This window comes from Burkholderia sp. BE12 (assembly GCF_002959955.1).
Lineage (GTDB): Bacteria > Pseudomonadota > Gammaproteobacteria > Burkholderiales > Burkholderiaceae > Burkholderia.
This window is the reverse complement of the sequence record NZ_PREY01000012.1, coordinates 133380-156778: the sequence shown is the minus strand read 5'-3', so window position 1 is coordinate 156778 and position 23399 is coordinate 133380. Positions and strand designations below refer to the sequence as shown.

At 66.8% G+C, this 23399-nt stretch carries 17 protein-coding genes; 11 read left to right on the top strand and 6 right to left on the bottom strand.

What is annotated here, in order from left to right; all coding sequences use genetic code 11:
* Positions 1 to 11: 11 nt before the first annotated feature.
* From C4B30_RS15970 to ugpQ, 6 genes are all read left to right on the top strand, one after another.
* Entirely contained in the window at positions 12 to 1220 is a 1209-nt protein-coding gene (locus C4B30_RS15970; RefSeq protein ID WP_089499479.1) for a deoxyguanosinetriphosphate triphosphohydrolase, read from the top strand.
* An 88-nt stretch (positions 1221 to 1308) separates the two neighbouring features.
* Positions 1309 to 2643, top strand: a complete 1335-nt coding sequence (ugpB, locus tag C4B30_RS15965) for a sn-glycerol-3-phosphate ABC transporter substrate-binding protein UgpB (RefSeq protein ID WP_027783323.1) — start codon at positions 1309 to 1311, stop codon at positions 2641 to 2643.
* Positions 2644 to 2740: 97 nt separating this feature from the next.
* Entirely contained in the window at positions 2741 to 3625 is an 885-nt protein-coding gene (gene ugpA, locus C4B30_RS15960) for a sn-glycerol-3-phosphate ABC transporter permease UgpA (RefSeq protein WP_105132680.1), read from the top strand.
* Positions 3622 to 4467, top strand: coding sequence for a sn-glycerol-3-phosphate ABC transporter permease UgpE (ugpE, locus tag C4B30_RS15955; protein ID WP_105132679.1), 846 nt, complete (start codon positions 3622 to 3624; stop codon positions 4465 to 4467). The genes ugpA and ugpE overlap by 4 nt, the downstream gene beginning before the upstream one ends.
* A 32-nt stretch (positions 4468 to 4499) precedes the next feature.
* Positions 4500 to 5585, top strand: a complete 1086-nt coding sequence (locus C4B30_RS15950; protein WP_027783326.1) for a sn-glycerol-3-phosphate import ATP-binding protein UgpC — start codon at positions 4500 to 4502, stop codon at positions 5583 to 5585.
* Between the two features lie 27 nt (positions 5586 to 5612).
* Positions 5613 to 6383, top strand: coding sequence for a glycerophosphodiester phosphodiesterase (gene ugpQ / locus C4B30_RS15945; RefSeq protein ID WP_105132678.1), 771 nt, complete (start codon positions 5613 to 5615; stop codon positions 6381 to 6383).
* A gap of 176 nt (positions 6384 to 6559) precedes the next feature.
* Here ugpQ and C4B30_RS15940 read toward each other — a convergent pair whose 3' ends face one another.
* Positions 6560 to 7291, bottom strand: coding sequence for an OmpW/AlkL family protein (locus C4B30_RS15940; RefSeq protein WP_027783328.1), 732 nt, complete (start codon positions 7289 to 7291; stop codon positions 6560 to 6562).
* A 193-nt stretch (positions 7292 to 7484) separates the two neighbouring features.
* Here C4B30_RS15940 and C4B30_RS15935 point away from each other — a divergent pair, with 193 nt between their 5' ends.
* The 3 genes from C4B30_RS15935 to C4B30_RS15920 all read left to right on the top strand — a co-directional run bounded on the left by C4B30_RS15935 (position 7485) and on the right by C4B30_RS15920 (position 14742).
* Positions 7485 to 8198, top strand: coding sequence for a transposase (locus tag C4B30_RS15935; protein WP_027783329.1), 714 nt, complete (start codon positions 7485 to 7487; stop codon positions 8196 to 8198).
* 288 nt (positions 8199 to 8486) lie between these two features.
* Positions 8487 to 13190: a glutamate synthase-related protein gene (locus tag C4B30_RS15925; protein WP_105132677.1), complete on the top strand. Its 4704-nt coding sequence runs from the start codon at positions 8487 to 8489 to the stop codon at positions 13188 to 13190.
* 85 nt (positions 13191 to 13275) lie between these two features.
* Positions 13276 to 14742: a glutamate synthase subunit beta gene (locus C4B30_RS15920; RefSeq protein ID WP_089499483.1), complete on the top strand. Its 1467-nt coding sequence runs from the start codon at positions 13276 to 13278 to the stop codon at positions 14740 to 14742.
* 54 nt (positions 14743 to 14796) lie between these two features.
* On the opposite strand, the gene C4B30_RS15915 is transcribed toward C4B30_RS15920, so the two are convergent.
* Positions 14797 to 15195, bottom strand: a complete 399-nt coding sequence (locus tag C4B30_RS15915) for a hypothetical protein (protein ID WP_027783332.1) — start codon at positions 15193 to 15195, stop codon at positions 14797 to 14799.
* A gap of 370 nt (positions 15196 to 15565) precedes the next feature.
* Between C4B30_RS15915 and C4B30_RS15910 the strand changes: the two genes are divergently transcribed.
* Both C4B30_RS15910 and thpR read left to right on the top strand, forming a co-directional pair.
* Positions 15566 to 17056 (top strand): alanine/glycine:cation symporter family protein, encoded by a 1491-nt coding sequence (locus tag C4B30_RS15910; protein ID WP_027783333.1) that lies wholly within the window; start codon positions 15566 to 15568, stop codon positions 17054 to 17056.
* The gene (gene thpR / locus C4B30_RS15905; RefSeq protein ID WP_027783334.1) at positions 17053 to 17619 is read left to right on the top strand and encodes an RNA 2',3'-cyclic phosphodiesterase; all 567 of its coding nucleotides are present in this window, start codon (positions 17053 to 17055) and stop codon (positions 17617 to 17619) included. The genes C4B30_RS15910 and thpR overlap by 4 nt, the downstream gene beginning before the upstream one ends.
* A 111-nt stretch (positions 17620 to 17730) precedes the next feature.
* Here thpR and C4B30_RS15900 read toward each other — a convergent pair whose 3' ends face one another.
* The 4 genes from C4B30_RS15900 to C4B30_RS15885 all read right to left on the bottom strand — a co-directional run bounded on the left by C4B30_RS15900 (position 17731) and on the right by C4B30_RS15885 (position 23158).
* Positions 17731 to 19113: a D-amino acid dehydrogenase gene (locus C4B30_RS15900; RefSeq protein WP_027783335.1), complete on the bottom strand. Its 1383-nt coding sequence runs from the start codon at positions 19111 to 19113 to the stop codon at positions 17731 to 17733.
* A gap of 25 nt (positions 19114 to 19138) precedes the next feature.
* Positions 19139 to 20401, bottom strand: a complete 1263-nt coding sequence (locus tag C4B30_RS15895) for an MFS transporter (RefSeq protein ID WP_027783336.1) — start codon at positions 20399 to 20401, stop codon at positions 19139 to 19141.
* A gap of 214 nt (positions 20402 to 20615) precedes the next feature.
* Positions 20616 to 21392, bottom strand: a complete 777-nt coding sequence (locus C4B30_RS15890; protein WP_027783337.1) for an SDR family NAD(P)-dependent oxidoreductase — start codon at positions 21390 to 21392, stop codon at positions 20616 to 20618.
* Positions 21389 to 23158: an ABC transporter ATP-binding protein/permease gene (locus C4B30_RS15885; RefSeq protein ID WP_027783338.1), complete on the bottom strand. Its 1770-nt coding sequence runs from the start codon at positions 23156 to 23158 to the stop codon at positions 21389 to 21391. Before C4B30_RS15885 ends, C4B30_RS15890 begins: the two co-directional genes overlap by 4 nt.
* Between the last annotated feature and the right edge of the window lie 241 nt (positions 23159 to 23399).

Here is a 23399-nt window from a genome sequence, read left to right as displayed (position 1 = left end):
ATGGAGGAGACGTGAGCGAGACATCCAGCAGCACACTGCCCGAAGCCGGCCGCGCATCCACCGCGCCGGTGGCCGAGCCGCCGACGCTGGCGGCGCTGGAAGCCCATCTCGCTCCGTATGCCGCGCACGCGTCGCAGTCTCGCGGCCGCCGCCATCCGGAAACCCCGCCGGCGGCGCGCACCGAATTCCAGCGCGATCGCGACCGCATCGTCCATTCGACCGCGTTTCGCCGGCTCGAATACAAGACGCAGGTCTTCGTCAATCACGAAGGCGACCTGTTCCGCACACGCCTCACGCACAGCCTCGAAGTCGCGCAGATCGCGCGCTCGGTCGCGCGCAACCTGCGCCTGAACGAGGATCTCGTCGAAGCGATCTCGCTCGCGCACGATCTCGGCCATACGCCGTTCGGCCATGCCGGGCAGGACGCGCTGAATGCGTGCATGCGCGAGCACGGCGGCTTCGAGCACAACCTGCAGAGCCTCGCCGTGGTCGACGAGCTCGAGGAGCACTACGGCGCGTTCAACGGATTGAACCTGTGCTTCGAGACGCGCGAAGGCATTCTGAAGCACTGCTCGCGCGAGAATGCGCGCAAGCTCGGCGCGCTCGGCGAGCGCTTCCTGCAGGGCCGCCAGCCGTCGCTCGAAGCGCAGCTCGCGAACATCGCGGACGAAATCGCCTACAACAACCACGACGTCGACGACGGCCTGCGCTCCGGCCTGATCACGATCGAACAGCTCGCGGAAGTCGAGCTGTGGCAGCGTCACTACGAAGCGGCGCTCGCCGAATTCCCGCACCTCGAAGGCCGCCGTCTCGTGCACGAGACGGTGCGCCGGATCATCAACACGCTGATCGTCGACCTGATCGACGAGACGACGCGCAATCTCGTGCGCGCCGCGCCCGCCTCGCTCGACGACGTGCGCGACGCACCGCCGCTCGTGTCGCACAGCCCCGAGGTTGCCGCGCAGGCAGCGGCCCTCAAGCGCTTCCTCTTCAAGAACCTGTATCGCCACTACAAGGTGATGCGCATGGCGAGCAAGGCGCAACGCGTCGTCACGGGGTTGTTCGACGCGTTCATCGAGGATCCGCGTCTGCTGCCGCCGCCGTACCAGTCCGACGACACGGCGCAGCAGCCGCGTCTCGTCGCGCACTACATCGCCGGCATGACCGACCGCTTCGCGCTGAAGGAATACCAGCGCCTGTTCGTCATCAACGACAACTGACTGTCACAAACGATCACTAGACTTCGCCGGTTCAATGGCGACGGGGATGTTGCACACGCTGTTGGTAACGTTTTCATAGGAGAGGTCGATGAAGAAGAAGCCTGCGGGGACACTGGTCCGGTCGATCGCGCTCGGTGGCGCGCTGATGTTCGGGGTGCAGCACGTCGCGCTCGCCGCGACGGAAATCCAGTTCTGGCATGCGATGGAGGCCGCGCTCGGCGAGCGGGTCAATGCGATCGCCGATCAGTTCAACGCGTCGCAAAGCGACTACAAGATCGTGCCCGTCTTCAAGGGCACCTACGACCAGGCGCTCGCGGCCGGCATCGCGGCCTATCGCAGCGGCAACGCGCCGGCGATCCTGCAGGTGTATGAAGTCGGCACGGCGACGATGATGCAGGCGAAGAAGGCGGTCGTGCCGGTCCACGACGTGTTCAAGCAGGCCGGCGTGACGCTCGACGAAAAGGCGTTCGTGCCGACCATCGCGAGCTACTACAGCGACGCGAAGACGGGCCACCTGGTCTCGATGCCGTTCAACAGCTCGACGCCGGTGCTGTACTACAACAAGGACGCGTTCAAGAAGGCAGGCCTCGATCCGAACCAGCCGCCGAAGACGTGGGCCGACGTGAAGGCCGATGCCGAGAAGCTGCGCAAGTCGGGGATGGCCTGCGGCTTCACGACCGGTTGGCAGGGCTGGATCCAGCTCGAAAACTACAGCGCATGGCATGGGCTGCCGTTCGCGAGCCGCAACAACGGCTTCGACGGTACGGACGCCGTGCTGGAGTTCAACAAGCCGCAGCAGATCGCGCATGTCGCGTTCCTGCAGGAGATGGCGAAGGACGGCACGTTCACGTACGCGGGCCGCAAGGATGAAGCGTCGGCGAAGTTCTACAGCGGCGACTGCGGGATCCTGACGACGTCGTCGGGGGCGCTCGCGAACGTGCAGAAATTCGCGAAGTTCAGCTACGGCACGGGGATGATGCCGTACGACGCGAACGTGAAGGGCGCGCCGCAGAACGCGATCATCGGTGGCGCGAGCCTGTGGGTGCTGGCCGGCAAGGATCCGGCGACCTACAAGGGCGTCGCGAAATTCCTCGCGTACCTGGCAACGCCTGCCGTCGCCGCGAAGTGGCATCAGGACACCGGCTACCTGCCGGTCACGACCGCCGCGTACGACCTGACGCGCCAGCAGGGCTTCTACGCGAAGAACCCGAGCGCCGAAACCGCGATCAAGCAGATGCTGAACAAGCCGCCGCTGCCGTACACGAAGGGGCTGCGGCTGGGCAACATGCCGCAGATCCGCACGGTCGTCGACGAGGAGTTCGAACAGGTCTGGGCGCAGAAGAAGTCGCCGAAGGACGCGCTCGATTCGGCCGCCTCGCGCGGCGACGAACTGCTGCGCCGCTTCGAGAAGTCGGGCGGCTGAGCACGCATCGCGTTCGTGCCGCCGGCGGCGCCGCGCGTCAGCGCGTGCCGTCCGGCGGCGCGGCTTCCCTTCCGTTTCGCCTGACCGGACACCCGCGATGCAATCCCGTTCCCGTTTCGGTACGAGCCCGGTGCCGTACCTGCTGATCGCGCCGCAGCTCGCGATCACCGCCGTGTTCTTCCTGTGGCCGGCCGGCGTCGCGCTGTGGCAGTCCACGCAGATGCAGGACGCGTTCGGCACGTCGAGCGAATTCGTCGGCTTCGCGAACTTCATGCACCTGTTCGCCGATCCGCTGTATCTCGATTCGTTCCGCACGACGCTCGTGTTCAGTTCGCTCGTCACGGTGAGCGGGCTCGTCGTGTCGCTGCTGCTCGCCGCCTGCGCCGACCGCGTGATCCGCGGCGCGCGCGTGTACCGCACGCTGCTGATCTGGCCGTACGCGGTCGCACCGACGATCGCGGCCGTGCTGTGGGCATTCCTGTTCAACCCGAGCATCGGCCTGATCACGTATGCGCTCGCGAAGGGCGGCATCGTGTGGAACCACGCGCTGAACGGCGGCCAGGCGATGTTTCTCGTCGTGCTGGCGTCGGTATGGAAGCAGGTGAGCTACAACTTCCTGTTCTTCTACGCGGGGCTGCAGGCGATCCCGCGCTCGCTGATCGAGGCGGCGGCGATCGACGGCGCGGGGCCGGTGCGGCGCTTCTTCAACATCGTGCTGCCGCTGCTGTCGCCGACGAGTTTCTTCCTGCTGGTCGTGAACCTCGTCTACGCGTTCTTCGACACCTTCCCGGTGATCGACGCGGCCACCGGCGGCGGCCCGGCGCAGAGCACCAAGACGCTGATCTACAAGATCTTCGCGGAAGGCTTCCAGGGGCTCGACATCGGCAGTTCGGGCGCGCAGTCGGTCGTGCTGATGATCATCGTCGTGGGGCTCACGGTGATCCAGTTCCGCTTCGTCGAACGCAGGGTGCAATACGCATGATCGAAAATCGCAAGGGCTTCGACCTGTTCTGCCACGCGGTGCTGATCGCCGGCGTCGTGCTGATCGTGTTTCCCGTCTACGTCGCGTTCTGCGCGGCGACGATGAACGCGCAGGAAGTGTTCACGGTGCCGCTGTCGCTCGTGCCGAGCACGCACCTGTTCGAGAACGTCGCGTACATCTGGGGGCACGGCAGCGGCGGCACGACGGCGCCGTTCGGCCGCCTGCTGGTGAACAGCTTCGCGATGGCGCTCGGGATCGCGGTCGGCAAGATCGCGGTGTCGATCCTGTCCGCGTACGCGATCGTCTATTTCCGCTTCCCCTTTCGCAACACGGCGTTCTGGCTGATCTTCGTCACGCTGATGCTGCCGGTGGAAGTGCGGATCTTCCCGACCGTGCAGGTCGTGTCGACGCTGCATCTGACGAATACCTATGCCGGGCTCACGATGCCGCTGATCGCATCGGCGACCGCGACGTTCCTGTTCCGTCAGTTCTTCATGACGCTGCCCGACGAGCTGATGGATGCGGCGCGCATCGACGGCGCGGGGCCGCTGCGCTTCTTCTGGGACGTCGTGCTGCCGCTGTCGAAGACGAGCATCGCTGCGCTGTTCGTGATCACGTTCATCTACGGCTGGAACCAGTATCTGTGGCCGATCCTGATCACGACGGAAGCGTCGCTGTCGACGGCGGTCGTCGGCATCAAGACAATGATTGCGAGCGGCGACGCCGCGACCGAATGGCAATACGTGATGGCGGCGACGCTGCTGGCGATGATCCCGCCGCTCTTCGTCGTGCTGGCGATGCAGCGCTGGTTCGTGCGCGGCCTCGTCGATTCCGAGAAATGAACGACCGACGGTAACCGGGAGAAGGACCAGGTATGGCTGCGCTAAGCTTGAAGGGCGTCAGGAAATCCTACGACGGCAAGCAGCACGTGCTGCATGGCATCGACGTGGAGATCGCCGACGGCGAATTCATCGTGCTGGTCGGCCCGTCGGGCTGCGGCAAGTCGACGTTGCTGCGGATGATCGCGGGGCTCGAGTCCGTGACGGACGGCGAGATCGCGATCGGCGACCGGGTCGTCAACACGCTGGAGCCGAAGGATCGCGACATCGCGATGGTGTTCCAGAACTATGCGCTGTACCCGCACATGACGGTCGCGCAGAACATGGGCTACGGGCTGAAGATTCGCGGCATCGAGCGCGCGACGATCGATTCGCGGGTGGCCGCGGCCGCGAAGATCCTCGAGCTCGAGCCGCTGCTCGCGCGGCGGCCGCGCGAATTGTCGGGCGGCCAGCGGCAGCGCGTCGCGATGGGGCGCGCGATCGTGCGCGAGCCGGCGGTGTTCCTGTTCGACGAGCCGTTGTCGAACCTCGACGCGAAGCTGCGCGTGCAGATGCGGCTCGAGATCCAGCGGCTGCACGCGCGGCTCGCGACGACGAGCGTGTACGTGACGCACGACCAGATCGAGGCGATGACGCTCGCGCAGCGCGTGATCGTGATGAACCGCGGTTACGCGGAGCAGATCGGCGCGCCGGTCGACGTGTACGAGAAGCCCGCCACGGTGTTCGTCGCGGGCTTCATCGGCTCGCCGGCGATGAACCTGATGCACGGCCGGCTGTCGGAAGACGGCGCGACCTTCACGGTCGCGGGCGGCGGCCCCGCGCTGCCGGTCGCCGGCGCGCCGGGCATCGGCCGCGAAATCGCCGCCGGGCGCGACTGGGTGCTCGGCGTACGCCCCGAACACATGACGCCGCAGCCGGGCGTCGCGCAGGCGATGCTACCGGTGGATTCGTGCGAGCTGCTCGGCGCGGACAATCTCGCGCACGGCCGCTGGGGCAATCACGACGTTGCGGTGCGCCTGCCGCACGCGGACCGCCCCGCGCGCGGCACGGCGCTGGCGGCGGCGCTGCCCGCGCACCGGCTGCATTTCTTCGATCCCGAAACCGGCAAGCGTGCCGGCTGAAACCGTCCGACTGCCGGGAGACCGACGATGACGATCCGCACCGACTGGCCCTTTCCGCGCGTCGTCGCCCATCGCGGCGGCGGCACGCTCGCGCCGGAGAACACGCTTGCCGCGCTCGACGAGGGCGCGCGGCGCGGTCACCGGATGGTCGAGTTCGACGCGAAGCTGTCGGCCGACGACGTGACGTTCCTGCTGCACGACGACACGGTCGACCGGACGTCGAACGGCCACGGAGCCGCGGCGGGCATGCGTTATGCGGCGCTGGCCGCGCTCGACGCGGGCGCGTGGCGCGATGCGCGCTTCGCGGGCGAACGGATGCCCACGCTCGAGGCTGCGGCGGCGCGCTGCATCGCGCACGGGCTGGCCGCGAACGTCGAGATCAAGCCGTGCCCGGGGCGCGAGCGTGAAACCGGGCAGCGCGTGGCGGCCGACGCAGCCGCGTACTGGCGCGATGCCGCCATGGCGCCGCTGCTGTCGTCGTTCTCGTTCGACGCACTGCAGCAGGCGCGCGCGAGCGTGCCGGCGCTGCCGCGCGGGATGCTCTACGAAGTCGTGCCGGCCGACTGGCATGCGCAGGTTGTCGACGCGCTCGGCTGCGTATCGTTGCATGCAGACCACAGCCGGCTCGACGAACCGCTCGTGCGCGCGATCAAGGCCGCCGGGCTGCGCATCCTGGTTTACACGGTGAACGACCTCGAACGGGCGCGCGAACTCGCGCGCTGGGGCGTCGATGCCGTCTGCACGGACCGCATCGACCTGATCGCGCCCGATGCGCTGGACGACATCGACGTCGTCTGACGGCCGCGGCTCCCGCGGCGTCCGGTAAAACTCTCGCCCGGAGCGTGCCTGACGCGAAAAAACGACGCCCCGACGGGATTCCCGCCGGGGCGTTTTGCATCGTGGAGACGTTACGCCAGGAAAAATCCGCTACAAATTGCAGCAGGATTAACCATTCCCCAAATATTCGACTACGCTTAGAAGCGGTAGCCGACGTTCAGGTACGTGACGATCGGGTTCAGCGAGATGTGGGCCTTCGACGTTTCCGTCAGCGTACCGACCGGCGTGCGGCGGGCCGTCGTGAAGGTCGCGGTCACGCTGACGGGGATGTACGACAGCGACAGACCCGCGAACCAGTGCTTCGTGAAGTTGTACGTGAAGCCGGCATTGAGCACCGGGGCCCACTGATTGCTGGTCGTGGCGCTGGTCGGGCCGCCGAGCACGCCGTTCTCGAACGCGCCGTTCGTGATCTTCGCGCCGGTGAACCAGATATACGTTGCGCCGACGCCGACATACGGACGGAACTTCGCGTTGGCGTCGTTGAAGTGGTAGCGAAGCAACACGGCGGGGCTCCACTGGTACGCACGGCCGAGTACGCCGAACTTTTCGAACTGACCCTTGCCGGTAATGTCGAACTTCGGCGGGATCCCCATCACGAGTTCGGTGGAGATATGGTCGGTGACGAAGTAACCCGCTGCGAGCCCCAGCGTATCGGCATCGTTGATGCCGGCGCCGGTGTTGGGAATTGATTGGTTGATGGGCGTGCCGCCTACGCGGTAGACGAACAGCGGATCGCTGCTGTCCTGCGGCGAAAGGTGCAGCCAGCCGGTGCTGACGTAGAAATCACCTGCGGATTGTGCATGTGCCGTACCGCCCGCGAACGTGAATGCGAGCGCTGCGGCCCCCGTAATGGCCAGTTTTCGTTTCATTGTGTCTCCTCCGATCAAAGGCGTGCTCATTATGACGACTGCGTTTAAAACCAAACAAGCTCGTAAGTTAGAGTTTTCTCCCTAGGATTCGCACGACCGTACGCTTACGCGCGCCGCAGGGACAGGCATTCTACGCAGGTGCGCAATTTCGGACCTCCGGGTATTTCCTAACGCGTTCAAACGGACATTCAGCATGGCACGGTTAGCACGACTCTACGTTCCCGACCAGCCGCAGCACGTGATACTGCGCGGCCTGGATCAGCAACCCGCGTTCGTCGACGACCAGGACTACGAACTCTTCATCGATTGCCTGAAGGCCGCCGCACGCGATCATCACCTGTCGGTGCATGCCTACGTGCTGCTGCCGCGCCAGGTGCAACTGCTCGTGACGCCGAGCGACGAGGCCAGCCTGCCGAAGGCGATGCAGGCCGTGGGCCGTCGCTACGTCGCGCATTTCAACCGGCGCTATTCGCGGCGCGGCACCCTGTGGGAAGGCCGCTATCGCGCGACGGTGATCGAAGGCGAGCGCTATTTCCTGCTCGCGAGCCGCGTGGTCGAGATGAGCCCGGTGCGCTCGCAGCTCGTCGCGACGCCCGAGGCCTATCGGTGGTCGAGCTACCGGCATCACGTCGGGCTCACCGTCGACAGCCTGATCACCGACCATCCGCTCTACTGGGCGCTCGGCAACACGCCGTTCGACCGTCAGCGCGCGTACAAGGAGCTGTGCGAGCAGCCGCTCGACGAGCGGCAGGCCGACCAGCTGCAGCAGGCGACGCTGAAGGGCTGGGTGCTCGGCGGCGAGAATTACCGCGAGTGGGCGGCGCGCACCGCGAACCGGCGCGTTTCGCCGTTGCCGCGCGGACGCCCCAGAAAGGTGCGCGAGAACACGCCGCCGATCCAGCAGTAAGGCCGGAAAGGCGGGCCAGAAGCGGCGCTGCGGGCGCCGCTTCTTTTTGCACCAAAACGATACGACCCCAATAAATAGGCACCACATCAAGGCATTCGTTTAATTGGGGTTCTATCAAGCGGTTTTTGTTGCTATTCCCTTGATTCGTCGCGTATATTCCGAATTCCGGTGGCCCGGGCGAAGCTTTGCCCACCACTGTCGGCCGCGCCGTCTCCCGTCGGGAGCGGGATCGATGGCAACAAGAAAACGGTTCAACGGCCTCCAGGCCCCCTTTACGACGGTGTCCCCATGAACGACCACCAGCAGCCGCTCGCCGCGGTGCCCGCCGCACAAGGTCTGTACGACCCGCAAAACGAACACGACGCCTGCGGCGTCGGCTTCGTCGCTCACATCAAGGGCAAGAAGAGCCACGAGATCATTCAGCAGGGTCTGAAGATCCTCGAGAACCTCGATCACCGGGGCGCGGTCGGCGCCGATCCGCTGATGGGCGACGGCGCGGGCATCCTGATCCAGATTCCGGACGCGTTCTATCGCGAGGAAATGGCGAAGCAGGACGTGAACCTGCCGCCGGCCGGCGAATACGGGGTCGGGATGATCTTCCTGCCGAAGGAGAACGCGTCGCGTCTGGCGTGCGAGCAGGAGCTCGAGCGTACGGTGAAGGCCGAAGGCCAGGTCGTGCTGGGCTGGCGCGACGTGCCGGTCGACCACGCGATGCCGATCTCGCCGACGGTCAAGGCGAGCGAGCCGCTGATCCGCCAGATCTTCATCGGTCGCGGCAAGGACATCATGGTGACGGACGCGCTCGAGCGGAAGCTGTACGTGATCCGCAAGACGGCGAGCCACCGCATCCAGGCGCTGAAGCTCAAGCACGGCAAGGAATACTTCGTGCCGTCGATGTCGGCGCGCACGGTCGTCTACAAGGGGCTGCTGCTGGCGGGCCAGGTCGGCGTGTACTATCGCGACCTGCAGGACCCGCGCGTCGTGTCGGCGCTCGCGCTCGTGCACCAGCGCTTCTCGACCAACACGTTCCCGGCGTGGGAGCTGGCTCACCCGTACCGGATGATCGCGCACAACGGCGAGATCAACACCGTGAAGGGCAACGTGAACTGGCTGAACGCGCGTACCGGCGCGATCGCGTCGCACGTGCTCGCCGACGATCTCCCCAAGCTGTGGCCGCTGATCTACCCGGGCCAGTCGGATACCGCATCGTTCGACAACTGTCTCGAACTGCTGGTGATGGCCGGGTACCCGCTCGTGCACGCGGTGATGATGATGATCCCGGAAGCGTGGGAACAGCACACGCTGATGGACGAGAACCGCCGCGCGTTCTACGAATACCACGCCGCGATGATGGAGCCGTGGGACGGCCCGGCCGCGATCGCGTTCACCGACGGCCGCCAGATCGGCGCGACGCTCGATCGTAACGGCCTGCGCCCGGCGCGCTACATCGTGACCGACGACGACCTCGTCATCATGGCGTCGGAAGCCGGCACGCTGCCGATCCCCGAATCGAAGATCGTCAAGAAGTGGCGCCTGCAGCCGGGCAAGATGTTCCTGATCGACATGGAGCACGGCCGCATCATCGACGACAAGGAACTGAAGGACAACCTCGCGAACGCGAAGCCGTACAAGAGCTGGATCGACGCCGTGCGCATCAAGCTCGACGAGATCGAGCCGAAGGCCGAGGACGTCGCGGCCGGCCGCACGCAGGGCGCCGCGCTGCTCGACCGCCAGCAGGCGTTCGGCTATACGCAGGAAGACCTGAAGTTCCTGATGGCGCCGATGGCGCAGCAGGGCGAGGAAGCCGTCGGCTCGATGGGCAACGACTCGCCGCTTGCGGTGATGTCGAACAAGAACAAGACGCTCTATCACTACTTCAAGCAGCTGTTCGCGCAGGTCACGAACCCGCCGATCGACCCGATCCGCGAGAACATGGTGATGTCGCTCGTGTCGTTCGTCGGCCCGAAGCCAAACCTGCTCGACACGAACAACATCAACCCGCCGATGCGTCTCGAAGTGTCGCAGCCGGTGCTCGACTTCAAGGACATCGCGAAGATCCGCGCGATCGACCAGTACACGGGCGGCAAGTTCAGCGCGTACGAACTGAACATCTGCTATCCCGTGGCGTGGGGCAAGGAAGGCATCGAGGCACGCCTCGCGTCGCTGTGCGCGGAGGCCGTCGACGCGGTGAAGTCGGGCTACAACATGCTGATCGTGTCGGACCGCAAGACCGACGCCGAGCATGTCGCCATTCCCGCGCTGCTCGCCACGTCGGCGATCCACACGCACCTCGTCCAGCAAGGGCTGCGTACGAGCACGGGCCTCGTCGTCGAGACGGGCTCCGCACGTGAAACGCATCACTTCGCGTTGCTCGCGGGCTATGGCGCGGAAGCCGTGCACCCGTACCTCGCGATGGAAACGCTCGCGAAGATGGCGGAAGGCCTGCCGGGCGACCTGTCGCCGGAGAAGGCCGTCTACAACTTCACGAAGGCGGTCGGCAAGGGCCTGCAGAAGGTGATGTCGAAGATGGGCATCTCGACGTACATGTCGTACACCGGCGCGCAGATCTTCGAAGCGCTCGGCCTGTCGAGCGACCTCGTTGAGAAGTACTTCAAGGGCACGGCGTCGAAGGTCGGCGGCATCGGCCTGTTCGAAGTCGCGGAAGAAGCGATCCGCCTGCACCGCGACGCGTTCGGCGACAGCCCGGTCCTGCGCGACATGCTCGACGCGGGCGGCGAGTACGCGTACCGCGTGCGCGGCGAAGACCACATGTGGACGCCGGATTCGATCGCGAAGCTGCAGCACGCGACGCGCAGCAACTCGTACCAGACGTACAAGGAATACGCGCACCTGATCAACGACCAGACCAAGCGTCACATGACGTTCCGCGGCCTGTTCGAGTTCAAGGTCGAGCCGACCAAGGCGATCCCGATCGACGACGTCGAGTCGGCGAAGGAGATCGTCAAGCGCTTCGCGACGGGCGCGATGTCGCTCGGTTCGATCAGCACCGAAGCGCACGCGACGCTCGCGGTCGCGATGAACCGGATCGGCGGCAAGTCGAACACCGGCGAAGGCGGCGAGGACCAGAAGCGTTACCGCAACGAACTGCGCGGCATTCCGATCAAGTCGGGCGAGACGATGAAGTCGGTGATCGGCGACGAGATCGTCAGCGATATTCCGCTGAAGGACGGCGACTCGCTGCGCTCGAAGATCAAGCAGGTCGCATCGGGCCGCTTCGGCGTCACCGCCGAGTACCTCGCGTCGGCCGACCAGATCCAGATCAAGATGGCGCAGGGCGCGAAGCCGGGCGAAGGCGGCCAGCTGCCGGGTCACAAGGTGTCCGAGTACATCGGCAAGCTGCGTTACTCGGTGCCGGGCGTCGGCCTGATCTCGCCGCCGCCGCACCACGACATCTACTCGATCGAGGATCTGGCGCAGCTGATCCACGACCTGAAGAACGTGAACCCGAGCGCGAGCATCTCCGTGAAGCTCGTATCGGAAGTAGGCGTGGGCACGGTCGCGGCCGGTGTCGCGAAGGCGAAGGCCGACCACGTCGTGATCGCCGGCCATGACGGCGGCACGGGCGCGTCGCCGCTGTCGTCGGTCAAGCACGCCGGCACGCCGTGGGAACTCGGCCTCGCCGAAACGCAGCAGACGCTGGTGCTGAACCGCCTGCGCGGCCGCATCCGCGTGCAGGCCGACGGCCAGATGAAGACGGGCCGCGACGTCGTGATCGGCGCGCTGCTCGGCGCGGACGAATTCGGCTTCGCGACGGCGCCGCTCGTCGTCGAAGGCTGCATCATGATGCGCAAGTGCCACCTGAACACGTGCCCGGTGGGCGTCGCGACGCAGGATCCGGTGCTGCGCGCGAAGTTCAAGGGCCAGCCCGAGCACGTCGTGAACTACTTCTTCTTCGTCGCCGAGGAAGTGCGCGAGATCATGGCGCAGCTCGGCATCGCGAAGTTCGACGACCTGATCGGCCGCGCCGACCTGCTCGATACGCGCAAGGGCATCGAGCACTGGAAGGCGAAGGGCCTCGATTTCTCGCGGGTGTTCTACCAGCCGGAGGAGTGCGAGGACGTCGCGCCGCGTCACGTCGACGTGCAGGATCACGGCCTCGAGCGCGCGCTCGACCACGTGCTGATCGAAAAGGCGAAGGCCGCGATCGAGAACGGCGAGCATGTGTCGTTCATCCAGCCGGTGCGCAACGTGAACCGGACGGTCGGCGCGATGTTGTCGGGCATCATCGCGAAGAAGCACGGCCACGACGGCCTGGCCGACGACGCGGTGCACATCCAGCTGAAGGGCACGGCCGGCCAGAGCTTCGGTGCGTTCCTCGCGAAGGGCGTGACGCTCGACCTCGTCGGCGACGGCAACGACTACGTCGGCAAGGGCCTGTCGGGCGGCCGGATCATCATCCGTCCGACCAACGACTTCCGCGGCAAGTCCGAGGAAAACATCATCTGCGGCAACACGGTGATGTACGGCGCGATCGAAGGCGAAGCCTTCTTCCGCGGCGTGGCGGGCGAGCGCTTCTGCGTGCGCAACTCGGGCGCGACGGCGGTCGTCGAAGGCACGGGCGACCACGGTTGCGAATACATGACGGGCGGCACGGTCGTCGTGCTCGGCGAGACCGGGCGCAACTTCGCGGCCGGCATGTCGGGCGGTCTCGCGTACATCTACGATCCGGAAGGCACGTTCGCGGCGAAGTGCAACAAGTCGATGGTCGCGCTCGATCCGGTGCTGCAGCAGGCCGAGCAGGAGCGCACGGTCGACCGCGCGCTCTGGCACGAAGGCACGACGGACGAAGCGCTGCTCAAGGGGCTCGTCGAGCGTCATTTCCAGTTCACGGGTTCGCCGCGCGCGAAGTCGCTGCTGGAAAACTGGGACGCGGCGCGCCGCCAGTTCGTGAAGGTGTTCCCGCACGAATACAAGCGCGCGCTGGGCGAGATCGGTGCGAAGAAGGCGGCGAAGGAAGTGCTGGCCGCCTGAGCGACGAACGACATAGCGAATGCCGCGCGCGCCTGACTGCCGCGCGCGGCTCCCCCACCCGATACACCGAACAGAAGAGCACCTTATGGGCAAGGCAACCGGTTTTCTGGAGTTCGAACGCCGCCACGAGGCGTACGAAGCACCGCTCACGCGCGTGAAGCACTACAAGGAATTCGTCGCGGCGCTGACCGACGCGGACGCGAAGGTCCAGGGCGCGCGCTGCATGGATTGCGGCATCCCGTTCTGCAACAACGGCTGCCCGGTCAACAACATCATTCCGGACTTCAACGATCTCGTTTACCGCCAGGACTGGCAGCAGGCGATCGAAGTCCTGCACTCGACCAACAACTTCCCCGAGTTCACGGGCCGCATCTGCCCGGCGCCGTGCGAGGCGGCCTGCACGCTCGGGATCAACGACGACCCGGTCGGCATCAAGTCGATCGAGCACGCGATCATCGACAAGGCCTGGGCGGAAGGCTGGGTGAAGCCGCTGCCAGCCGAACACAAGACCGGCAAGAAGGTCGCGGTCGTCGGTTCGGGTCCCGCGGGCCTCGCCGCCGCGCAGCAGCTCGCGCGCGCGGGCCACGACGTGACGGTGTTCGAGAAGAACGACCGCATCGGCGGCCTGCTGCGTTACGGGATCCCCGATTTCAAGCTCGAGAAGTGGCTGATCGATCGCCGCATGCGCCAGATGGAAGCGGAAGGCGTGACGTTCCGCACGAGCGTGTTCATCGGCAAGGATCCGCTGCCCGAGTCGATCGGCAGCCTCGCGAAGGAAACCATTTCGCCGGACACGCTGAAGGAAGAATTCGACGCGGTCGTGATCGCCGGCGGTTCGGAAGTGCCGCGCGATTTGCCGGTGCCGGGCCGCGAGCTCGCGGGCGTCCATTTCGCGATGGACTTCCTGCCGCAGCAGAACCGCGTGAACGCGGGCGACAAGCTTGTCGACCAACTGCTCGCGAAGGGCAAGCACGTGATCGTGATCGGCGGCGGCGATACGGGTTCGGACTGCGTCGGCACGTCGAACCGTCACGGCGCGAAGCAGGTCACGCAGTTCGAGCTGCTGCCGCAGCCGCCGGAAGAGGAAAACAAGCCGCTCGTGTGGCCGTACTGGCCGATCAAGCTGCGCACGTCTTCGTCGCACGAGGAAGGCTGCGAGCGCGACTGGGCGGTCGCGACGAAGCGCCTCGAAGGCAAGAACGGCAAGGTCGAGAAGCTGATCGCGGTGCGCGTCGAGTGGAAGGACGGCAAGATGCAGGAAGTGCCGGGTTCCGAGTTCGAAATGAAGGCCGATCTCGTGCTGCTCGCGATGGGCTTCACGCAACCGGCCGCGCCCGTGCTCGACGCGTTCGGCGTCGCGAAGGATGCGCGCGGCAACGCGCGTGCGGCGACCGAAGGCGATCGTTCGTACTACACGTCGGTCGACAAGGTGTTCGCGGCAGGCGACATGCGCCGCGGGCAGTCGCTCGTGGTGTGGGCGATCCGCGAAGGCCGCCAATGCGCGCGGTCGGTCGATGCGTATCTGATGGGGCATTCGGAACTGCCGCGATAAGCCACGCGAGCGAGTTTCGACGAAAGCCGGGCGTCCGAAAGGGCGCCCGGTTTTTTATTTCTGAGGCTGCGGGCGATTGCGGGGTTGCCCGGTTGGGACGCCCAGCGGATCGATGGTTCGCCCGTAGCTTGCAAGCTGCTCGTTGCAATCGATCATCGCGGTGTATCGGGCTTCGTCAACGCGCAGCGGGAATTCCCACACACCCAGTTTCCATGCGTGATACTGCGGCGCGCCGTCGAACCGGATGCTGTCCGGCGGTATTCCATGCTCTTCGAGAAGGCGGGCCTGGACTGTTTTTCGTAGCGTATCGAGAGCCATGTCGAGGCAACTGCCTTCCGTTCTTTCATATCGGGAGGTCGCGACGACGAAAAATAGTAGTGCGTAGGTGCAGATCGTTGCGATAACCAGCCAGAGAACCAGCCGGAACAATCCGCGTATGACTCTGGAAATCATGGGGCTCTCAATGCGGGATGGATAACGCGAAGGGGTAACCGCGGCAGTCGAATTCTTGGCGTCGCCCGATGGCCTGCTCGCGCGTATGTCCCCAATCGGTTGCCGGGCCTGCGTGTCCGAAAGACATTTCGACGTCCGGATTTTCACGCCAGGCGCGCCCCAGCCGATAGCCCAGAGCGGCAGGGGTCTTGCATCGACATCTCGCATTTTTCGTGAAGCGTCGTCTAACCTGGTGACATCCGGGCTCGATTGTTCGTCATCTCAATTCCTTTCGTTTTGTAATAATCCTTGAAAACTGTCATATCATGTCGCCCCTCGGGCCGCATTCGCGGTCGACGCATATGACCGACCCTATTTACAAGGACTGTGGATGCAAGCATTCGTGCAAGGGCTGATCGACGCCGTCAACGGCGTGTTGTGGAACTACGTGCTGATCGCGCTGCTGCTCGGCGTGGGCATGTGGTTCACGCTGCGGTTCCGGATGATCCAGTTGAAGGCGCTGTTCCTCAGCATGAAGCTGGTCGGCAGCAAGGGTGAACCGGGCAGCATCTCGTCGTTCCAGGCGTTCGCCACCGGGCTCGCGAGCCGCGTGGGCACCGGCAACATCGCGGGTGTCGCGGTCGCGCTGACGGTCGGCGGGCCGGGCGCGATCTTCTGGATGTGGATGACGGCGCTCGTCGGGATGTCGTCCGCGTTCGTTGAGGCGACGCTCGCGCAGATCTTCAAGGTGTCGCACGCGGACGGCAGCTATCGCGGCGGCCCCGCGTACTACATCCAGACCGGCCTGCGCTCGCGCGGCTTCGGCGTGCTGTTCTCGCTGTCGCTGATCCTCGCGTTCGGCTTCGTGTTCAATGCGGTGCAGGCCAATGCGATCGCCGACGCGTTTGATACGTCGTTCGGCTGGAGCCGCGCGAGCGTCGGTCTTGGGCTCGTGCTACTGACCGCGCCGATCATCTTCGGCGGCATCCGCCGGATCGCGGCGGTCGCGCAGGTGATCGTGCCGGTGATGGCGATCGGCTATCTCGCGCTCGCGGTCTATGCGGTCGCGACGCACATCGCGCTGGTGCCGGGGGTGATCGCGCTGATCGTGAAAAGCGCGTTTGGTCTCGAGCAGGCCGCGGGCGGGCTGACGGGCTATGCCGTCAGCCAGGCGGTCGCGATGGGCGTGAAGCGCGGGCTGTTTTCGAACGAGGCCGGCATGGGCAGCGCGCCGAATGCGGCGGCGACCGCCAGCACGCGCCATCCGGTCGTGCAGGGGTTGATCCAGATGCTCGGCGTGTTCGTCGACACGATCGTGATCTGCAGCGCGACGGCGTTCGTGATCCTGCTGTCCGGCCAGTACGAGCTGGGTGCCGGCATGGAAGGCGCGGCGCTCACGCAGCGCTCGATCGCGAGCCACGTGGGCGACTGGGGCGGCATCTACATGGCGTTCGCGATCTTCTTCTTTGCGTACTCGTCGGTGATCGGCAACTACGCGTACGCGGAAGGCAACGTCGAATTCATCACGAAGCGGCGCGGCGTGCTGCCGCTGTTCCGCATCGCGGTGCTCGGCATGGTGATGTTCGGCAGCGTCGGGCAACTGCCGCTCGTGTGGGCGATGGCCGATACGAGCATGGGGCTGATGGCGATCATCAACCTGATCGCGATTCTGGCGCTCGGCAAGTATGCGCATGCCGCGTGGGCCGACTATCGTCGCCAGCGTGCGGCAGGCATCGCCGATCCGGTATTTACGCGCAATACGATCCCGGCACTCGCGAACGTGCTGCCGACCGACGTGTGGGGCGAGCACGGCCCGTTGCCGCAACGTCCGGCCGCGGCCGACCCGGCGCGCGTGCCGCGCGCGGTGGCGCGCGAGTCATGAACGGCGACCGGCTGCGCGCGTTCGTTGCGCTGATGCCCGATGCGGCATCGCGCGACGCGCTGCACGCGCTGCCGGTCACCCGGGGTGCGCGGCGCCCGCTGCCCGCGCAATTGCACGTGACGCTCGCGTTCGTCGGCGCGATCGAGCGGGCGCGCTGCGATGCGCTGGCCGCATGCCTGCCGGCGCTTGCGGCCGCGCATGCACTGCCGTCGATACCCGTCGAACGAATCGCGTGGTGGCCGAGCCTGCCGCGCGCGAGGCTGATCGTCGCGGAACTGGCTGTCGAGCCGGCGTGTGCGGCGTTGAATGCCGCGCTGTCGACGCAACTGCGCGAGCTCGGCGTGCCGGCCGATCGACGGCCCTTCCGTCCGCACGTGACGCTCGCGCGGCTGCCGCACGACGCGGTCGGCCAGCCCGCGCATGGCGGCGCGGTGGGGCGTGCGGTTGCGTTGCGGTTCGACGCGCTCACGCTGTTCGAAAGCCGGTTGTCGCGCGAAGGCGTGTCGCACCGGCCGATCGTATCGGCGCCGATTGCGCGGGCGGACGACGCTGCGGCCGGTTGAGCGGTTCCGGCGAACTCCGGCGAACCGATATAAAAAGGCCGGCCGCGTTCGGATCGATCCGCATGCCGGCGTGCCGCTGCATCGCCCCGGCCACGTTGCGCGACGTGCGGCCTAGCGCTCGTACCGCGCGAGCGTCAGCCCGGACAGATCGATCTCCGGTTCCCGCCCCGTGACGAGATCCGCCAGCACCTTCCCCGACCCCATCGACATCGCCCAGCCGGTCGACCCGTGACCGACGTTCAGCCAGAGTCCGTCGATGCGGCTCGCTCCCAACAGCGGCGGCCCGTCGGGCGTCATCGGCCGGCGGCCGACCCAGAAGCGCGCGGACGCGCGCTCGGCCGCGTGCGGAAACCAGTCGTCGAGCACCTTCATCAGCGTATCGAGCGCCTGTTGCCGCAGCGCCGCGTGCCGGTTGCCGAGCTCCGCGGTGCCCGCGACCCGTAGTGTCGGGCCGAAGCGCGTGATCGCCGTCTTCAGCGATTCGTCCATCAGCGCGGCGTGCGGCGCCTTTTCGTCGTCGACGACCGTGAGCGTCGCCGAGTAGCCTTTCACCGGATACAGCGGCACGTCGACGCCATGCGGCCGCAGCAGGCCGGCACTGTCGACGCCGAGCGCGACCACGACCGCGTCGGCCTCGAGCAGCACGTCGCGCGGCTTGGTCGCGCTCGACGCAGCGCGGCCCGCCGTCGGGCGGCCAGGCTGCCCGGCGCCCCGCAAGTCGATGTCCGGGGTGCCCGTGCCTTCATCACGCGGCGAGCGGCCATCCGTTCCGGTCGCGCCTACCCGCACGCCGCGCACCTTGCCGCCCGCGACGTCGAGTGCGCGGATTTCGGTACGAAAGCGGAACGTCACGCCGTTCGCTTCGCACAGCGACCGCAATTCGCGCGTGAAGCGCGCGCAGTCGCCGGCTTCGTCGTCGGGCAGGTAGATGCCGCCGACGGGCGCCTGTCGCGCCCAGCGCAGGCCCGGCTCGATCGCCGTGCAGCCGGCCGCGTCGAGTTCGCGAAACGCGATGCCGGCGTCGCGCAGCACCTTCAGCGCCGGTTGCACCATTTCGACGTCGAACGCACCGCGCAACAATTGCAGATAGCCGCGGCTCGCGCCGTAGTCGAACGGATGACGGTCGCGAAACGCATGCAGGCACGCACGGCTGTAATACGCGATGCGCTGCATCCGCTGCTTGTTCACGCGAAACCGCTCGAATTCGCATTCGCGCAGCCAGCGCGCGATCCAGCGCCACTGCGCGGCATCGAGCGTCGGCCGGAAGATCAGCGGCGACGCAGGCTTGAACAGGTACTTGAGGATCTTGCCGGGCATCCCGGGCGCGGCCCACGGCGTCACGTAGCCGGGCGCGATCACGCCCGCGTTGCCGAGGCTCGTCGCCTGCGCGACGTCGGCCTCGCGTTCGATCACGGTGACGTCGCAGCCTGCTTCGCGCAGGTGCCAGGCAGTGGTGACGCCGATCACGCCGGCGCCGAGAACGATCACGTGCATGCGGTGTCCGGGACGAAACGGTGGCTCACGACGCGACGGCCGGATCGTCGACGAGCGACTTGCCGCGCGTTTCCGGCAGCACGAGCGCCGCGACGATCACGAGCAGATAGCCGCCGCCGGCGACGAGGCCGATCGCCTTCACGAGCGACATCGACTGCGACAGCGAGCCGACGAGGATCGGGAAGAACGAGCCGAGCCCGCGGCCGAGGTTGTAGCAGAAGCCCTGGCCCGAGCCGCGGATCGCGCCCGGATACAGCTCCGACAGATACGCGCCGACGCCCGCGAAAATGCCCTGCACGACGATGCCGAGCGGGAAGCCGAGCAGCAGCATCGCGGTATCGGTGATCGGCAGCATCGTGTACGCCATGCCGAGCGAGAACGAGCCGATCGCGAACAGGATGAACGACGCGCGGCGGCCGAGCCGGTCGGACAGGATCGCGCCGACCACGTAGCCGACGAACGAACCGACGATCAGCACGACGAGATAGCCGCTCGTGTTGAACACCGACAGGTGGCGCACGGTTTTCAGGTAAGTGGGCAGCCACGTCGTGATCGCGTAGTAGCCGCCGAGCATGCCGGTGCACAGCGCGCTGCCGAACAGCGTCGCGCGCAGGTGCGGCGGCGAGAAGATCTCGAGGAAGTGGCCCGACACGCGGCCTTCGTCGCGTGCGCGGCGCGTGGCCGTATAGATGTCGGGATCGCTGACGTTGCGGCGGACGTACAGGATCCACAGCGCGGGCACGATGCCGATCCAGAAGCACGCGCGCCACGCGACCTGCTCGGGCAGCAGCGCGAAGAACGCCCAGTAAAGGATCGCGGCCGCGCCCCAGCCGAACGACCAGCTGCTCTGCACGGTGCCGACGGCCTTCGCGCGATGCTCGGGCGAGCGGATCGTCTCGGCCATCATGATCGTCACGACCGACCATTCGCCGCCGAAGCCGAAACCCTGCAGCGTGCGCGTCGCAAGGAGCTGCCAGAACGAATGCGTGAAACCGGACAGGCACGTGAACAGCGCGAACGTCGCGATCGTCCACTGCAGCACGCGTACGCGGCCGTAGCGGTCGGCGAGGATGCCGGCGGCCCAGCCGCCGATCGCCGACGAAATCAGCGAGCTCGTCGCGATCATCCCGGCTTCGCTCTTCGTCATGCCCCACGTGGCGATCAGCGTCGGAATCAGGAACGAATAGATCATGAAGTCGAACGCATCGACCGCGTAGCCGCCGAATCCGGCGTACAGCGTCCGGCGCTCGCGCGTCGACAATTCGTTGAACCACTGGAATGCCTGCATGCTTGCCGCCCCCTCCGTTGTGTCGTCGCTCGTGTCGCGCTGCCGTATGGCGGCTATTTTACGGGCGGGATGAAGGGCGCCAAAAAGGTGCGTGCGGGTGCGTGCGCGGCGCGGCGGGCGGGAGTCCGGGCAAGGAGCGACGGCCGATCGCGCGTGAGCGCCATGCGGTCGCCGGCGGCGACCTGCGCGCCGGCACGGCAGGCACGCGCTCGCGTCAGAGCGTCAGGCCGCCGTCCACATGGATGACCTGGCCGGTGATCTGCCGCGCCGCGTCCGACAGCAGGAACGCGATCAGCGCGGCGACGTCGTCGGGTTCGGCGATCCGGCCGAGCGGCGTCGCCTGTTCGGCCTGCGCCCACGCGGCGGCGTTGCCCGCGCTCGGCCCGTGATCCTTGCGCGTGAAGCCCGGCGCGACCGCATTGACGGTGATGCCGCACGCGGCGAATTCGGCTGCCGCCGAGCGCACCAGCGATTCGAGCGCGGCTTTCGCGGCGGCGGTCGCCGCGAACGGCGCATCGGCCCGATAGCGATGCGCGACGAACGAGCTGACCGCGACGATGCGCGGCGCCATCGACGCTTCGAGCAGCGGCCGCGCGCGGGCCGCGAGCGCAGAGAACGCGCCGGGCATCGCCGCGAAGGTAGCCGAGAGCGTGTCCGCGGAGAGGTCGGAAAAGGACTGCCGCGCGGCGAAGCCGGCGTTGGCGACGAGCTGGTCGAGCCCGCCGAAGCGGGTAGCGGTGGCGTCGACGAGCGCGGCCGCGACGCCCGCTTCGGCGAGATCGCCGGTGAGCGTCAAGCATTGCGCGCCCGCTGCCGTACACCGGTCGGCGACTTCGGCGAGGCGTGCGCGGGCTGCCGGGTCGGCGCCGCGCGCATGCAGCGCCAGCGCGACGCCGGGCGCCGCGAGCCGCCGCGCGAGCGCCGCGCCGATCCCCGAACCTGCGCCGGTGATCAGCGCGATCCGCGCGACGTGCGCGGCGCGTGCGTTCATGCGGCGACCTTGTCGTCGCTGTTCACGCGCTCGACGTTGATCGTGCCGACGTGGAACGCGGCCAGCGACTCGCGGTGCGCGATGCTGACGATCGCGGCCTTCGGCAGCCGTTCGGCGAACAGGTGATAGAGGCGGGCTTCGTTGTCGGCGTCGAGCGCGCTGGTCGCTTCGTCGAGGAACAGGAAGTCGGGCTTGTGCAGCAGCACGCGGGCGCCGGCCAGGCGCTGTTGCTCGCCCGGCGACAGCACGCGGGTCCAGTGCGCGGTTTCGTCGAGGCGCTCGACGTAATCCTCGAGGCGGCACGCGCGCAGCGCGTCGCGGCACGCCTCGTCACTGAACGTGTCGGGCGTCGCCGGGTAGGTGAGCGCGGCCTTCAGCGTGCCGATCGGCAAATAGCTCGTCTGCGGCACGAACATCATCCGCGCGCCGACCGGCGCGTCGATCGCGCCGTCGCCGAACGGCCACAAGCCCGCGAGCGCGCGCATGAACGTGCTCTTGCCGGAACCGGATTTGCCGATCACGAGCCAGCGCGAGCCGGGCTCGATCGTCAGGTCACCGATGTTCGCGAGCGCGTTGCCGTTCGGCAGCGCGAGCTTGAGCGACGACGTGGACAGCTTCGCGGCGTCGATGTAGTGCAGGTTGATGCCGCCGTGCTCGGTCGCGGGCGACAGGCTTTCCTTCAGGTGCGACGTGCCGATCACGCGCTTGAATTCGCGCAGACGGTTGACGGTGGCGCGCCATTCGACGAGGGTCGAGTAGCTGTTGATGAACCACGAGAACGAGTCGCTGACGGTGCCGAACGCGGACGAGATCTGCATCAGCACGCCGAACGAGAACGCGCCCGCGAAGTAGCGCGGTGCGGCGACGACGAGCGGGAAGATGATCGCGATCTGCCCGTAGAAGCTCAGCACGAACGTGAGCCGCTTCGTGTACTTCATCACGCGCCACCAGTTGTCGCGGATGCGCATGAAGAGGGTCTGCGCGTTGCCGGTCTCGGTCTTCTCGCCGTCGTAGAACGCGATCTGCTCGGCGTTCTCGCGCACGCGGATCAGCCCGAAGCGGAAATCGGCCTCGACGCGCTGCTGCTGGTAGTTGATCGACACGAGCGGATGGCCGACCTTCTGGATGATCAGCGAGCCGACCACCGCGTACAGCGCGGCCGCCCACACCATGTAGCCGGGAATCGAGATCGGCGTCGCGCCGAGCGTGAACGTCAGCGCGCCGGCGAGCGACCACAGGATCGTGATGAACGACACGAGCGTGACGACCGTCGACAGCAGGTCGAGCGACAGCGCGAGCGTCGTGGTCGCGAACGACTGGAGGTCGTCGGTGATCCGCTGGTCGGGGTTGTCCGCGAGGCGGTCACGCTCGATCCGGTAGAACGCGCGATCGCCGAGCCACTGGCCGAGGAATCGGTCGGTGAGCCACTGGCGCCAGCGGAAGCCGAGCATCTGCCGCAGATAGCGGCCGTACACGGCGAGGATGATGAACGCGAAGGCGAGCGCGGAGAACTGCATCAGCAGGTTCGGGAAGTCGTGGACGTCCTTCGACTGCAGCGCGTTGTAGAACTGCGCGTTCCACTTGTTCAGCCGGACGTTGATCCAGACCACGCAGAGGTTGATCGCGATGATCGTGACCAGCAGGCCCCACGCGATTTTCCATTCGGACGATACCCAGTAGGGCTTGATGAGGCTCCATGCGGATACCGGGCGCTCGTCCTGCGGCGCGTCGGAGACGGAGCGGACGGGATCGATCGATTGGGTCATGTGCTTCCTGATGATGAGCCGGCGCGCGGGCCGGGCGAAACCGGGCGCGCGCCGCGATACGGCATGCCGGGGCGCGGCGCCGACTGACGGCGGGCGTCCGGATGGTCGCCCGTGCATCTTAAACGGCACTTAAAAACCGGCGGTGACGCGGCAACCGGCCGCTCGCGCGGCCGGCCTGCGGGCATTGTGCCAGAGCAGCGCGGCGGGCCGGCGAATTTGCCGCAAGGGGGACAGTTTGCGG

What these genes read in the sequence shown, in the direction of transcription:
- ugpB (WP_027783323.1), top strand. Translation starts at nt 1,309, where the DNA reads ATGAAGAAGAAGCCTGCGGGGACACTGGTCCGGTCGATCGCGCTCGGT.
- ugpA (WP_105132680.1), top strand. Translation starts at nt 2,741, where the DNA reads ATGCAATCCCGTTCCCGTTTCGGTACGAGCCCGGTGCCGTACCTGCTG.
- ugpE (WP_105132679.1), top strand. Translation starts at nt 3,622, where the DNA reads ATGATCGAAAATCGCAAGGGCTTCGACCTGTTCTGCCACGCGGTGCTG.
- C4B30_RS15950 (WP_027783326.1), top strand. Translation starts at nt 4,500, where the DNA reads ATGGCTGCGCTAAGCTTGAAGGGCGTCAGGAAATCCTACGACGGCAAG.
- ugpQ (WP_105132678.1), top strand. Translation starts at nt 5,613, where the DNA reads ATGACGATCCGCACCGACTGGCCCTTTCCGCGCGTCGTCGCCCATCGC.
- C4B30_RS15940 (WP_027783328.1), bottom strand. Translation starts at nt 7,291, where the DNA reads ATGAAACGAAAACTGGCCATTACGGGGGCCGCAGCGCTCGCATTCACG.
- C4B30_RS15935 (WP_027783329.1), top strand. Translation starts at nt 7,485, where the DNA reads ATGGCACGGTTAGCACGACTCTACGTTCCCGACCAGCCGCAGCACGTG.
- C4B30_RS15925 (WP_105132677.1), top strand. Translation starts at nt 8,487, where the DNA reads ATGAACGACCACCAGCAGCCGCTCGCCGCGGTGCCCGCCGCACAAGGT.
- C4B30_RS15920 (WP_089499483.1), top strand. Translation starts at nt 13,276, where the DNA reads ATGGGCAAGGCAACCGGTTTTCTGGAGTTCGAACGCCGCCACGAGGCG.
- C4B30_RS15915 (WP_027783332.1), bottom strand. Translation starts at nt 15,195, where the DNA reads ATGATTTCCAGAGTCATACGCGGATTGTTCCGGCTGGTTCTCTGGCTG.
- C4B30_RS15910 (WP_027783333.1), top strand. Translation starts at nt 15,566, where the DNA reads ATGCAAGCATTCGTGCAAGGGCTGATCGACGCCGTCAACGGCGTGTTG.
- thpR (WP_027783334.1), top strand. Translation starts at nt 17,053, where the DNA reads ATGAACGGCGACCGGCTGCGCGCGTTCGTTGCGCTGATGCCCGATGCG.
- C4B30_RS15900 (WP_027783335.1), bottom strand. Translation starts at nt 19,113, where the DNA reads ATGCACGTGATCGTTCTCGGCGCCGGCGTGATCGGCGTCACCACTGCC.
- C4B30_RS15895 (WP_027783336.1), bottom strand. Translation starts at nt 20,401, where the DNA reads ATGCAGGCATTCCAGTGGTTCAACGAATTGTCGACGCGCGAGCGCCGG.
- C4B30_RS15890 (WP_027783337.1), bottom strand. Translation starts at nt 21,392, where the DNA reads ATGAACGCACGCGCCGCGCACGTCGCGCGGATCGCGCTGATCACCGGC.
- C4B30_RS15885 (WP_027783338.1), bottom strand. Translation starts at nt 23,158, where the DNA reads ATGACCCAATCGATCGATCCCGTCCGCTCCGTCTCCGACGCGCCGCAG.